The organism is Kribbella sp. NPDC050281 (genome assembly GCF_040655855.1).
Lineage (GTDB): Bacteria > Actinomycetota > Actinomycetes > Propionibacteriales > Kribbellaceae > Kribbella.
This window is the reverse complement of sequence record NZ_JBFAKS010000042.1, coordinates 79,862-93,090: the sequence shown is the minus strand read 5'-3', so window position 1 is coordinate 93,090 and position 13,229 is coordinate 79,862. Positions and strand designations below refer to the sequence as shown.

General features: G+C 66.9%; 10 protein-coding genes. 7 read left to right on the top strand and 3 right to left on the bottom strand.

Annotation, left to right across the window (positions count from 1 at the left end; all coding sequences use genetic code 11):
• Positions 1–132 precede the first annotated feature (132 nt).
• The 4 genes from AB0I34_RS35160 to AB0I34_RS35145 all read left to right on the top strand — a co-directional run bounded on the left by AB0I34_RS35160 (position 133) and on the right by AB0I34_RS35145 (position 4,448).
• Positions 133–1,095, top strand: a complete 963-nt coding sequence (locus tag AB0I34_RS35160; RefSeq protein WP_360453706.1) for a sugar ABC transporter permease — start codon at positions 133–135, stop codon at positions 1,093–1,095.
• Positions 1,092–1,916, top strand: coding sequence for a carbohydrate ABC transporter permease (locus AB0I34_RS35155; RefSeq protein WP_360453703.1), 825 nt, complete (start codon positions 1,092–1,094; stop codon positions 1,914–1,916). The genes AB0I34_RS35160 and AB0I34_RS35155 overlap by 4 nt, the downstream gene beginning before the upstream one ends.
• A gap of 24 nt (positions 1,917–1,940) precedes the next feature.
• Positions 1,941–2,999, top strand: a complete 1,059-nt coding sequence (locus tag AB0I34_RS35150; protein WP_360453701.1) for a glycosidase — start codon at positions 1,941–1,943, stop codon at positions 2,997–2,999.
• A 102-nt stretch (positions 3,000–3,101) separates the two neighbouring features.
• Positions 3,102–4,448 carry a phosphomannomutase/phosphoglucomutase gene (locus AB0I34_RS35145; protein WP_360453698.1) on the top strand — a complete coding sequence of 449 codons (1,347 nt, stop codon included), beginning with the start codon at positions 3,102–3,104 and terminating at the stop codon, positions 4,446–4,448.
• A 76-nt stretch (positions 4,449–4,524) separates the two neighbouring features.
• Here AB0I34_RS35145 and AB0I34_RS35140 read toward each other — a convergent pair whose 3' ends face one another.
• A complete protein-coding gene (locus AB0I34_RS35140; RefSeq protein WP_360453696.1) occupies positions 4,525–5,364 on the bottom strand; it encodes an alpha/beta hydrolase in 840 nt (279 codons plus the stop codon).
• Between the two features lie 303 nt (positions 5,365–5,667).
• On the opposite strand from AB0I34_RS35140, the gene AB0I34_RS35135 reads away from it, so the two are divergent.
• Together AB0I34_RS35135 and AB0I34_RS35130 are read left to right on the top strand one after the other, a co-directional pair.
• Positions 5,668–6,207, top strand: coding sequence for a hypothetical protein (locus AB0I34_RS35135; RefSeq protein ID WP_360453694.1), 540 nt, complete (start codon positions 5,668–5,670; stop codon positions 6,205–6,207).
• Between the two features lie 17 nt (positions 6,208–6,224).
• Entirely contained in the window at positions 6,225–7,415 is a 1,191-nt protein-coding gene (locus AB0I34_RS35130; RefSeq protein ID WP_360453691.1) for a low temperature requirement protein A, read from the top strand.
• A gap of 4 nt (positions 7,416–7,419) precedes the next feature.
• On the opposite strand, the gene AB0I34_RS35125 is transcribed toward AB0I34_RS35130, so the two are convergent.
• Positions 7,420–8,808 carry an SIR2 family protein gene (locus tag AB0I34_RS35125; protein WP_360453688.1) on the bottom strand — a complete coding sequence of 463 codons (1,389 nt, stop codon included), beginning with the start codon at positions 8,806–8,808 and terminating at the stop codon, positions 7,420–7,422.
• Positions 8,809–9,046: 238 nt separating this feature from the next.
• Here AB0I34_RS35125 and AB0I34_RS35120 point away from each other — a divergent pair, with 238 nt between their 5' ends.
• Positions 9,047–11,797: an AAA family ATPase gene (locus AB0I34_RS35120; protein WP_360453685.1), complete on the top strand. Its 2,751-nt coding sequence runs from the start codon at positions 9,047–9,049 to the stop codon at positions 11,795–11,797.
• A gap of 21 nt (positions 11,798–11,818) precedes the next feature.
• Here the strand turns inward: AB0I34_RS35120 and AB0I34_RS35115 are convergent, their stop codons facing one another.
• Positions 11,819–12,886 carry a ferritin-like protein gene (locus AB0I34_RS35115; RefSeq protein WP_360453682.1) on the bottom strand — a complete coding sequence of 356 codons (1,068 nt, stop codon included), beginning with the start codon at positions 12,884–12,886 and terminating at the stop codon, positions 11,819–11,821.
• Between the last annotated feature and the right edge of the window lie 343 nt (positions 12,887–13,229).

The following is a 13,229-nucleotide window of genomic DNA, read 5'->3' as shown; positions in this document are numbered from 1 at the left end:
CGTGGCGAACTCGATCACCATCTGGCAGACCTTCCGCGACGCCTACTCCAAGTCGGTCATCTTCGGCCAGCAGGACCCGAACGAGGCCCTCGACGATGCCGTCCGGACGATCGATCAACTCGCCTCGAAGCCATGAGTCTGATGCGCAGTACCTCGGCCGGCAGGAGATCGGTCGGTAGGAGCCCGGGTGGCAGGCCTTCGGTAGGGTCCCTGTTCGGCCGGATCCTCGGCAACCAACCGATCGGTACTGCGTTCGTCACCCCGTATCTCGTCTTCCTTGCGGCGATCTTCGCCTATCCGCTGGGCTTTGCTGTCTACATGTCGTTCCACGACTACTTCTTCACCGCGCCGGGCGCGATCGTGGACCGGCCGTTCGTAGGGTTCGCCAACTACACGGCGGTGCTGTCGGATCCCGCCGTGCGCCGAGCCTTCGGCAACGTCGGGATCTTCCTGCTGATCAACGTGCCGTTGACGGTGGTGCTGTCGCTGGTGCTGGCGAACGCGTTGAACGCGGCGATCCGGTGGCGGACGTTCTTCCGGGTGAGCTACTACGTTCCCTATGTGGCGGCGAGCGTCGCCGTGGTCGGGGTGTGGCTGTTCCTGTTCAACTCGAACGGGTTGGTCAACTCCGTCCTCGGCCCGCTCGCGCCGGACCCGTCCTGGCTGGTGAGCTCGAAGCTGGCGATGCCGACGGTCGCGATCTACGTGACCTGGAAACAGTTGGGCTTCTTCATCCTGCTGTATCTGGCGGCCCTGCAGAACGTCTCGAAGGACCTCTACGAGGCGGCATCGGTGGACGGCGCCGGGCGATGGAAGTCTTTCTGGAGTGTCACCGTTCCCGGCGTGCGGCCGGCCACGACTCTCGTCGTACTGCTGGCGACGGTGACCGGGGCGAACCTGTTCACCGAGCCCTATCTGCTCACCGGTGGCGGCGGGCCTGACGGAGCCTCCGCTTCGCCGGTACTGGTGATGTACCAACGCGGCATCGAGCAGGGCAATCCAGATGTTGGCTCGGCGATCGGCGTACTGCTGGTGATCGGCGTGCTGCTTCTGGCTCTGCTCGAACGCCGGTTCGTGGGGCGGGAGGATCGATGAAGAGTCCGTGGCGATTCTTGGCCCTGCTGGTCGGCGCCTTCGTTTTCCTGTTCCCCTTCTACTACATGCTGGTCGGCAGCCTGCAGGCCGAACCGGACCCCAGCGTCACCGGCGCCTTCCCCTCGCCGGGGAATCTGACCGGCCGGAACTATGCCGAGATCGACGTCGCGATCGACCTGGGCAGGTCCCTGCTGAACTCGGGAATCTTCACCGGCGGGGTCATCCTCGGGACGCTCGTCTTCGGCGTACTCGCGGGCTACGCGCTGGCCCGGCTGCAGTTCCGCGGCCGGGGTGCTGTGTTCGGCCTGATGCTGCTGGTTCAGGTGATCCCGTTCCAGCTGCTGACCATCCCGCTGTACGTGATGATCGTGCGCAGCTACGGGCTGGCCGACTCCTACCTCGGCATGATCGCGCCGTTCGCGATCAACTCCACGGCGGTGTTCGTCTTCCGCCAGTACTTCCTGCAACTGCCGCAGGAGCTGTTCGACGCGGCCCGGATCGACGGCGCGAGCGAGCTGAACATCCTGTGGCGGGTCGCCCTCCCGTTGGTCAAACCCGCCCTGCTGACCGGGGTGCTGATCACGTTCATCGGTCCGTGGAACGAGTTTCTGTGGCCGTTCCTGATCACCAAGCAGCAGGATCTGCAGCCGCTCGCGGTCTCTCTGTCGAACTACCTGACCACCGTGTCGGCGCGCGCGGCGAACCCGTTCGGCGCAGTCCTCGCGGGGGCCTGCGTACTGGCCGCTCCAGCTGTGGGTCTGTTCACAGTCTTCCAGCGCCGGTTCATCTCCCAGGGCATCGAGTCTGGGATCAAGGGCTGACCATCCGAGAAGGGCTTTGCTGCTGTGACTATCTCCTACACCCTGAACCGCGTCGGCGTTCTGATGACGCCCGAACCCGGCAACGACCTCGAGGTCGAAGGGGTGCTGAACCCCGCTACCGGCCATACGCCGGACGGCACGCTGTATCTGCTGCCCCGGCTGGTTGCGTCCGGCAACGTGTCCCGGGTCGGGCTGGCGAAGGTCGAGCTCAAGGACGGTGTACCGACCGGTGTTTCCCGCGAGGGGATCGTACTCGCTCCCGACGAGGGCTGGGAGCGCGGCCTGAACAACGCCGGTGTCGAGGATCCACGAGTGACCTGGATCCCGTCGCTGGGCAGGCACGTGATGACGTACGTCGCGTACGGGCCGCTCGGGCCGAGGCCAGCACTCGCGGTGTCATCGGACCTGCGGAACTGGGAGCGGCTGGGACCGCTGCACTTCGAGTACCAACCTTCGTTGGACACGGACCTGAACTTGTTCCCGAACAAGGACACGGTGTTCTTCCCCGAACCGGTGCCCGGGCCGGACGGCGAACCGTCGTACGCGATGCTCCATCGGCCGATGTGGGATCTCGGCTGGTTCCGCGACGGGGAGGGCGTGCACCTGCCGGCCGGGATCACTGACGCCCGGCCGGGGATCTGGGTGTCGTTCGTGCCGGTCTCGATGGTGGAGGACGACGTACGGAACCTGGTGCATCTGCGGAATCACCGGCTGGTGGCGATGTCGGAGCATCCGTTCGAGGAGCGCAAGATCGGCGCCGGCCCGGCGCCGCTGCGGGTACCCGAGGGGTGGCTGGTGATCCACCACGGCGTGACCGGGGAGCAGCCGCAGGGCTTCGACCCGACAACGCAGAAGGCCGTCTACGCGGCCGGGGCACTGCTGCTCGACGCATCCGATGTGACCAAGGTCCTGGACCGCACCGCCGAACCGATCCTCGTACCGGAAACCGACGAAGAACGGACCGGGACCGTCTCCAATGTGGTGTTCCCGACCGCCATCGAGCAGGTCGGCGGCGTGCACTACGTGTTCTACGGCATGGCCGACTCCAAGATCGGCGTAGCCAGGCTGGACCGGTCCTCATGATCGCCTCGCTCTGGATTTCGCGCAGCAGCGCCAACGATCCGGCGACCAACATCGACTGGCAGGAACGTGGCCAGCTCACCGAGAAGCTAAGGACCAACAGCCATGCGAGACCTCACAAGCCTGATCAAGGCGTACGACATCCGCGGCACCGTGCCGGACCAACTCGACGCCCGACTCACCTACCAGATCGGCGCCGCCTTCGCACATCTGAGTGGAGCGGACCTGATCGCGGTCGGACACGACATGCGAGTGTCGTCACCCGAACTGGCTGACGCCTTCGCAGCCGGCATCACCAGCCGCGGCATCGACGTGCTCGCAGTCGGGCTCGCCTCCACTGATCTGCTGTACTTCGCCTCCGGGTCACGTGACGTGCCCGGCGCAATGATCACCGCCAGTCACAACCCACCTGCCTACAACGGCATCAAACTCTGCCGCGCCGGAGCGAGACCCGTCGGGCAGGACACCGGCCTCACCGAAATCAGGCACCTGCTGGCGACCGGTCTGCCGACGTACGACGGACCGGCCGGAACCTCGCAGTCCGGGGACCTGTTGCCCTCGTACGCCGAGTACCTCCACAGCCTCGTCAGTCTCGCCGGCAGCCGCCGGCTGAAGATCGTCATCGATGCCGGCAACGGAATGGCTGGACACACCGCCCCCGTCGTACTCGACGATCCCGCCCTTGACATCGTGCCGCTCTACTTCGATCTCGATGGCACCTTCCCCAATCACGAGGCGAACCCGCTGAACCCGGCCAACCTGGTCGACCTGCGCGCTGCGGTTCGACTGCACCACGCCGATGCCGGCCTCGCCTTCGACGGTGACGCCGATCGGTGCTTCTTCGTCGACGAGAACGGCGACACCGTGTCTCCCAACAACGTCATCAGTCTCATCGCCGCGCGGGAACTCGCCGAGCACCCCGGCTCCGCGATCGTCTACAACGTCGTCGCCAGCAAAGCTGTCGCCCAGCAGATCAGCGAGCGCGGTGGCACACCCGTCCGAAGCCGAGTCGGACACTCGTTCATCAAGCAGGCCATGGCCGACCATGACGCGGTATTTGGCGGCGAACACTCCGGCCACTACTACTTCAGCCGGTTCTGGCGCGCCGACACCGGCATGTTGGCGGCCCTCCATGTGCTGGCGGCCCTGGGGGAGACCGACCAGCCGCTGTCAGTGCTGGCAGCCCAGTCCTCCCGATACGCGGACAGCGGCGAGATCAACCGTACGATCGCCGATGTCCCTGCTGTTCTGGACCGAGTCGAAACGCACTACGCAGCACACGGCGCGACGGTGGATCGACTGGATGGCTTGACCATCACCCTGCTCGACGGAGCGTGGTTCAATCTGCGCCCCTCCAACACTGAATCGTTGCTCCGCCTCAACGTCGAAGCAACCGACCACGACAGCATGAACCAGCTCCGCCAAGACGTCATGACCCTTTTGGACCAGTGAACCCAGACCGACTGGCCAGGCCTCAGGAGAGGCCTGGCCAGTGAGCTGCTCCGCTGAGGTGGCGCGGAGCTCGCTGTCACCTCACTCGGGTCGAGCGCACCGCGTGTTCGATGAGCTCGGTGAAGCGTGATGCCAGCCGGGTGATTCCGCCGACGTGACTGGCGGTGGGGAATTCGACGACGGTTGCGCCGACGTGTGCCGCCATCGAGCGTTCTTCGGCCGGGTCGATCATGCGGTCCTGTCCGGACACGGCGTACCAGGACGGGACGTTGTGCCAGCCGACCGGGCCGGAGGGTGTTCCGACGATCGAGAAGTTGAGCGGCCGCTGGGCGGCGTTCAACACGGCTGCCTGTCGTTTGCTGAGGTCCTGAGCGAAGTACTGATGGAAGAAGGCCGGGTCGATGAACGCCGGCGAAGCGAACGGTTCGCCGGTGAAGATCAGGTGCCCGAAGGCCTCCGACGGGATGAAGTCGGCGCCGAGGCTGGCGATCGAGTCGCCCTCATCAGGTACCAGGGCGGCCGCGTAGACGAACGCGGAGATGTCCGTGCGGCCGTGCGAGGCGCCGGCGGTGACGATGCCGCCGTACGAGTGCGATACAAGCACCTTTCTGCCCGAGATCTTGTTCAGCGCCGAACTGACGATCGCGACGTCCTCGGCGACGCTGGTGAGGCCGAGCTCGGGGGTCACGGTGCGGTAGCCGTCGTCCTTGAGCTGCCGGGTGACCTTGTCCCAGCTCGTGCTGTCGGCCCAGGCGCCATGGACGAGCACGATCGTCGGCTTGGTGGTGTGCGCCTCGGCCGGCACCGTGAGTGACACGCCGGCGGTCAGGACGGCCAGTACGGCGGCCCCGAGCGCAGCGATTCTTCGGCGGTGGCGTCGAGGAGTGGTGGTCTCGGGTGTGGGTTGAGACTGCATGGAGTCCTCCTAGTGCGGTGAGTCCGTTGGTTTGGGGATGCCGCCACTCTGGTTGTGAGACCAGTCCCGGGGCGCCCGCGTAGTCCCGGGTCGATGCCCGGGTCGCCCGCCCGGGACGTCACTCGGTGCCGGTTGTCCTGTCCACTCGCCGCGGTCCGCCGTTGGCCCGGGACTCAGACCCGGGGGGTGGCTGGGGTACTCACAGGCGCGTGCCCACCTGCTCGGCTCCGACAGTTGAACTGCCTGGACCAGAGGCACTGATCGAAGTCCCGAGACCTGTTGATCGAGAGGGGTGGCGCGCTGATGACCTGGACCCCCACCATTCAGTCCTGCGACTCCTATCTGGACGATCGCACCGGCAAGTACGAGTTCCGTGCCGTCCGGTACCGCGCTGCCGCCGACTGGCTGACAGCGAGCGGCCTCACCCATGACATGACCGTCGTGGACGTCGGCGCGGGCATGACCGAACTGGACTACTGCCTGCGCGCGGAGTACGGGTGGCGGGGCCGGTACATCCCCGTGGACGGCGGCATCGATGGCGTCAATCTGAACGACTGGACGCCACCACGGGAGGCGCATTTCTTCGTCGCCCTGGAGATCATCGAGCACCTGTCCAACTGGCGCGACCTGATCGAGCGGATGCAGGAGAAGGCGCTCATCGGCGTTGTCATATCAACGCCGAATCCGCGCACCACGGACGTGATCGGCATGGACCCGACGCATGTGGTCGAGGTCTTCTCCGCGGATCTGGAGCCAGCGTTCCAGGTCTCGGAGGAGACGTTCTACGGCGGCGTACTTTCGAACGGAGAGCCGGACGCGCTGTTCGCGACCTGGCGCCACTGATCTGAGCATGCGAGCCGATGACGTTACCCACCGCTGCGCCGGCGAAGTCTCGCCTGGTGCCGATGCGGCCACGCGACCCCAACGAGCCCGGCCGGACCGCCTCGTCGCTGGAACTGTTCTTCGACCTGGTCTTCGTCGTGGCCGTCAGCATCGCCGCGGCCGAGCTCCACCACGCCTTCGCCGAGGCGCACATCATCGACGGCCTGATCGCCTACAGCGTGGTGTTCTTCGGCATCTGGTGGGCCTGGATGAACTTCACCTGGTTCGCCACCTCCTTCGCCACCGACGACTGGCTCTACCGGGTTCTCACCATCGTCCAGATGGGCGGAGTACTGGTCCTGGCCGCCGGCATCGAACCCGTCTTCGCCGACCGCGACTACACCGTCCTCGTCCTGAGTTACGTTGTCATGCGCGTCGCGATGGTCGCCCAGTGGCTCCGCGCCTCCCGGTCCGCAGGACAAAGCCGACGCGCCACGCAGATCTACGCCGGCGGCATCGCGACCGTCCAAGCCCTCTGGCTGCTCCAGCTGCTCCTGACCGGCCCCGTCTCGTCCGTCGCATTGCTCGTACTCATCGCGGCCGAGATCGCCATCCCGATCGTCGCCGAGAGACAAGGCACGACACCGTGGCACCCACACCACATCACGGAACGCTACGGCCTGTTCACCCTCATCCTGCTCGGCGAGAGCCTCCTCGCCTCGGCCAATGCCATCATCGAGGCCCTGCACGACGACCAAGCCCTCGGTTCACTCATCTCGATCGCGGTGCTCACCCTCCTGGTCACCGCGGCTCTGTGGTGGATGTACTTCTGGCCACCACATCACCGAGCCATCAGTGCCTTCGGAAGCTCTCTGCGCTACGGCTACGTTCACTACTTCGTCTTCGCCGCAGCCGGCGCCTTGTCGGCGGGCATAGAAGTCGAGATCGCCGTCTTGACCCACCACAGCAAACTCGGGGAAGTCACCGCCTCCTTCACCATCGCTGTCCCGATCGCGATCTTTGTCCTCGGCATCTGGTGGATCGCTCTCCGTGGCGCCGCCGACCGCGTCGTCAACGCAGTCATCCCCCTGGCAGTCGTCCTCATCCTCCTCGACCCGATACTCCCGATCCCCTTCGCGATCACTGCCGTCGTCATGACCATGCTCGTCGCTGTCCTGGTCCTGCACCCACCCGTGCCGCATCCGCTCGAGGTCGTGCTGGAACGCTGAGGGTCTAGGTTCTGGGGCGGCACATCGCCTGGTCGATCGCGGTGATCGCGGCCATGACGGCTACGTCCGGATCGGGGTCGGCCAGGTTGTGCCAGACCTGGGGATCGCACGGGCGGCCGCCGAGGTCCGGAGGCGTGGGCGAGCTGTCCCAAACGGCGCGTGCGGTCGCGCCACTCGAGGCGAGGGGGATGACGCTCACGCCGCGCTCGAGAGCCAGTCGCACCTCCTCGCTGGTGCCGCTTCCTCCGCAGATGACAAGTAGGGCGCGGCAGTTGTCGAGGACGCTGCCGACGAGTTCTTCCCGCTCGAGGTCAGTGAAGATCGCCGTACCGAAGTGCGTGTCCATCAGTGGCGTCTGCTCTCCGGGATTCTTGCGGAAGTAGATGCGGAACCGGTCGGGCGTGTAGCGACCATTGGCTCGCAGGAGCTCGGCGAGCCGGCTCGTCACACCCCATCCCGCCGGTCCGCCGAGCGTGGCGAGCTGCCACGACGGAGGACGAGCGGTGAGCGCGACCGCGAGCTTGTCGTACCACGGTTTCAGCTGTGAGGTGTCGCCACTACCGCTGACGAACAAGCGTTCGGGCCGGGTTCGGGTGGTGATTGCGTGCAGCATCGGGGTGAGTTCGCTGAAGTCGCTGATCTCGCAGACGTGCACACCGCTGTTCTCCAGGTCGCTGACCCGCAGCTCGTGGAGTTGGAGGTCCTTGGGGTCGACCGGTCGACGCAGAGCAGTGAGGTGCCGGTCAGCGGCTGTGGTGCCGTATCGGCGGGCGAGTCGCAGCAGGACGTCGATGTTGGGGTCAGCGAAGCTGAAACCGAGGAAGAGCATGGTGCGGGTGAGGTACGACGCTCGCAGGAGTGCCCACATCCGGGGATGGGTGTCCTCGTACTGCTCGAAGTCGCTGCGGGTGATCACCGGCGGGGCGATCCAGACCGATGGGGTGCCGAGACTGAGGCTGCCGTGCATCTTGATGATCGTCCGGCGCCCGGTGCCGATGTCGAGAGCATCGTTGTCATGAGCGGCGACGCTGGCATCGGGAGCTGCCGCTTCCAGGAGCGAGTCGAAGTTGGTTGTCCAGATCTCATCGATCGGGAGCTTCGCGATCAGGCGATGACTCTCCGCCGGTGTCCGGTACGGCGACAGCACGTTGCGCAGGTGGGTCTCCAACGCCGGCCGCCGACCGGGACCGTTCTGCTCGTAGTACTCGGCGAGCAGCGGTAGATCCGCGAACTCACCCGCTACGCCGATCTCGGCGGCGAGCGGGCCGAGGAGGTCGCTCCAGGTCGGCAGTCCGGCCGCCGCGGACAGGCCGGCGCCCACGAACAGCGAGGCGACGCCGGCATCGACAGCGCCGCCGAAGATCCCCACGAGCTCGTACCGGTCGATGGTCACCCGACCAGCGTGCCACGTCCGGCCCGTGCTCGTTCCACTCCGAGGATTCGTGGAGCGTTCGCGCCACCAGCCGTTGTGCTGCCGTGTGAGACAATCCGGCGGAGGTTCCCGCCCGATCCGGCGCGTGTTTCCCTATACGACGACGTAAGTCGTCGAGGCCGCCTGGGCAGACGTCGACCTCACCTGGAGGCTCGATGGGCACGACAACAGGTGGTTCCTCCGGTTCCCGGTCGTCGTCGTGACGTCACGCCGGCTGACCCTAGAGCTCCACGGCAGGCAGAGCGAGTGCGCGACCCTTGACGCCCTCGTGGGCAAAGTGCGCGCCGGCGCGAGCCAGGTCCTGGTGCTGCGCGGCGAGGCAGGCGTCGGCAAGACAGCTCTGCTGGATTACCTGGCGAGTGGGCTTCGGCCGAACTGCCGGCTCGCACGAACGGCGGGTGTCGAGGCCGAAGTGGAGTTGCCCTTCTCCGGCTTGCACCAGTTGTGCGCGCCGATGCTGGACCATCTCGATCGCCTCGCCGGGCCGCAGCGTGCTGCGCTGTCCACTGCTTTCGGGATGCACATCGGGCCCCCGCCGGACCGGTTCCTGGTCGGACTGGCGGTGCTGAGCCTGCTCGCGGACGTGGCGGAGGAGCAGCCGCTGGTGTGTGTGATCGATGACGCGCAGTGGCTCGACCCCATCTCTGCCCAGACACTCGCGTTCGTGGCACGTCGGCAGCTGGCCGATCCGGTCGCGCTGGTCTTCGCGATGCGGGGCGAGCACGAGGACGGTGAACTGGCCGGGCAACCGACGATGGACGTTCGAGGGCTGAGGGACGCCGATGCTCACGCGCTGCTCGACACCGTCCTGACGGGCGAGGTCGACCATCGCGTGCGCGAGGCGATCGTGGCCGAGACCCGTGGCAACCCGTTGGCGCTGCTGGAACTTCCTCGCGGTCTTTCGACGGCCGAGCTCAGTTTCGGGTTCGGTCTGGCGGACGCCGTTCCGTTGGAGACTCACCTGGAGCAGGGCTTCTCGGAGCGCCTGGCGGCACTTCCCGATCCGACGCGCCTGTTCTTGCTTGCGGCTGCTCTCGAACCCGTCGGGGACCTGAGCATGCTCGGACGAGCCGTGCAGCGGCTCGATGTCGACCTCGCAGCCTCGGCGCCGGCGGTGCGAGCGGGCCTGATCGAGCTGAGCGCGCGGGTTCGGTTCCGGCACCCGCTGGTGCGATCTGCCGTTGCTCGGGCCGCTGCGATGACCGACTGGCGAGCCGTGCACCTCGCTCTGGCAGAGGAGACCGATCCGGAGCTCGATCCCGACCGACGGGCGTGGCACCGGGCGCACGCGGCAAGCGGCCCCGATGAGGAGGTCGCCGTCGAGCTGGAGAGGTCCGCAGATCGGGCGCAGGCCCGAGGAGGTCTGGCGGCACAGGCAGCATTTCTCGAACGTGCCATCGAACTGACCGACGACCCTGCTCGACGTCCTGCCCGCATCCTGGCTGCCGCGAGGGCCTGGCACCAATCCGGGTCATCGGACGCGGCACTTGCGCTTCTCGCGGACGTCGAGGCGGCGCCGCTCGACGGGCCGACTCGCGCCCGGGTGGAGGTTCTTCGGGCCCAGATAGCGTTCTTCTCCAGCCGTGGCCGCGACGCGCCGCCCTTGCTGCTGTCAGCCGCTCAGCGGATGGAACCGTTGGACGAAGCTGCCGCCCGCGACCTTTACCTCGATGCGTTGGCGGCGGGGCTGATGGTCGGACGTCTGGCCGGGGATGTCGGCGTTCGCGATGTCGCCCGGGCAGCCCGCGCAGTACCTCTATCGACCGAGCGTCCAGCCGATCTGTTGCTGGACGGTACGGCGTTGCTGATGATCGATGGATATGCGGAAGGCGTTCCACAAGTGCAGCGTGCACTGAGCGCTTGGCGAACCGACGAGGTGTCGGACGCCGATGCGCTTCGCTGGCTGTGGCTGGCCACTCATGCCGCCCATGACGTGTGGGACGACGAGAGCTGGGAGGTGCTCTGCACACGCCACCTTCGCCTTGCACGGCAAGCCGGAGCCCTGGCGGTGCTGCCGATCGCACTCAGCAGCCGCATGGGCCTGCATTTCTTCGCCGGCGAGTTTGCGGAGGCGGCTGCGCTGGTCGACGAGTTCTCAACGGTCAATGAGGTCATGGGAAATCACCTGCCGTCGTACGGCGCTCTGGCGCTCGCGGCGTGGCAGGGCCGGCCTGACATCGTCTCCGGGCTCACTCGATCCATCTCTGCGGAAGCCACAGCGCGAGGTGAGGGCATGGGACTCACCATCGTCGACTACTCATCGGCCGTTCTCCACAACGCTTTGGGGCGCCACCAGGAAGCGATGGCAGCAGCAGAGCAGGGAGCCGGATACCCCGACGAGCTCGGCTTCTCCACCTGGTCGCTGGTGGAACTCGTCGAGGCTTCCGCGCGAAGCGGCCACCCCGACCGCGCACGGGATGCACTCGAGTTGCTGATTCGGACAACGACGGCCAGCGGCACCGACTGGGCTCTGGGAATCGAGGCCCGATGCCACGCACAGGTGAGCCGGGGAGACGCAGCCGAGGGCTACTACGTCGAGGCGGTCGAGCGGCTCGGCCAGACTCGCATGCGCGTCGAGCACGCCCGCGCTCAACTGCTCTACGGCGAGTGGTTGCGGCGGGAGAACCGTCGCCGCGATGCCCGCAGCCGCCTGAGGTCGGCGTACGACCTGCTCACCGAGATGGGCGCGGAGGCCTTCGCCGAACGGGCCCGTCGCGAACTGGTCGCCACCGGCGAGACGGTCCACAGGCGATCCGTCGGGGCTCAGGAAGAACTTACGGCGCAAGAGGCTCAGATCGCTCGACTGGCGGCTGAGGGGCGCACGAACCCCGAGATCGGTGCTGAACTGTTCCTCAGCCCACGCACAGTCGAGTGGCATCTCGGCAAAGTCTTCGCCAAGCTCGGGATCGGCTCCCGCCGAGAACTCTCCGGCACACTCCTCAACGCGTAGGGCGGCCTCGCTCGGTGTGGCTCATCGGAGCGCGGGTTCGACGTACTCGAAGGTCGGGCCGGCTGTTCGGCCGTCTCCGTCGGGCATCTCCATCAGGCTCAGTGCCTGCGCTCTGAGTTGGTACATGGCGCCGACCGCCGCCCCGAGCAATTGCGGGCTGCCGTTGAACGCCTGATCCAGCGACTGGAGCAGTGCGCAGTACGTGCGGTTGAACTCTGCCTGGGCGATTCGGATCGGGCTGTCGAGGGGGTGGTCGGCCAGTCGCGGGTCGCGGCGCATCGGGTGGACGCCGCCGTAGTCGACCGGGAGAGCCTCACCGGTCGGCCCGGATTGTGGGGTGTCGCCGCACCGGTGGCGCCGACCCAGCTTGAGTTCCACGAAGCGGTAGTAGTGCGCAACCTCGTTCCGGCCGGGGTGGAAGATGTCCTGGTCGCCATCCCACACCTCGCCGCGGGGCGTGCCCTCGCCCTGCTCGACGATCTCCGTCAGCGCCACGAGGGCAGTGTCGAGATTCTCGACCTGGGGCAGTCGTCCGGCGGTGTGGCTGAAGTGGTCCGCCGTGACCTGGCGTGCCGGGTCGCCGGAGAAGACCTCCTGCTCGCCGAGTTGGGCACAGACGCGGTGCAGTCCTTGTTCGATCGCGTCGTAGAACTGCCCGATCGTCTCGTAGTCGTCGCCCTCGGCCGGTGCACCGGGCGGTGCGGGCTGTTCGAGGCGGAGGAACATCTCGAGTGCCTCCGGTCCGAAGGGTACCAATGAGATCTCCAGCGAACGGTCGCCGTGGGGCAGGCGCTGGGGGTAGCCGGGCAGCATCTCGGGCTTGTCCAGGCAGGGCTTCCCGCCGATGGCATTGAGGAGGTTCGCGGCCAGTGCAAGGTGGATCATCTCCTCGACGAAGACACTGCTCACCACTTGAACGGCATCGGCGTTCCGCTCCGGGTCGAGCGAGTAGAGCGCGCAGAGGTAGGGCGGCAGGGTGGCGTGCTCCAGTTCGATCGCCCACTGGAGGTGCTCGCGAAGGCTTTCCAGCGTCTCGATCCGTGCCCTCGGTGGCGCCCCGGCGGTCCGTTGCTGTCCTGCGTGATTCATGAGTGCCTCACTTCGGCTGTCGACAGGGGTGGGTCCTTGAGTGCTGGCAAATCAACTGTCGGAGCCAGACAGGAGGGCGCGCGCCCGTGAATACCCCGGCCACCCCCGGGTCTGAGATCCCGGTGGGGCATGGGCGTCAGCGACCCGGGCGTTGACCCGGCACTACGCGGGCGCCCGGGGCGCACCCTCCCGCCCAGAGTGGGTAACCGAACACGACCCGCACCGGGAGCGCCAACGCGCCCGGCACCACAGAAAGGGCGTCGCCATGACCGCCGATCCGCACATCCCCGCGGCCCTACTCGCACACCGCCGGCACGAGACAGCATGGATCGCACCCAGTCCC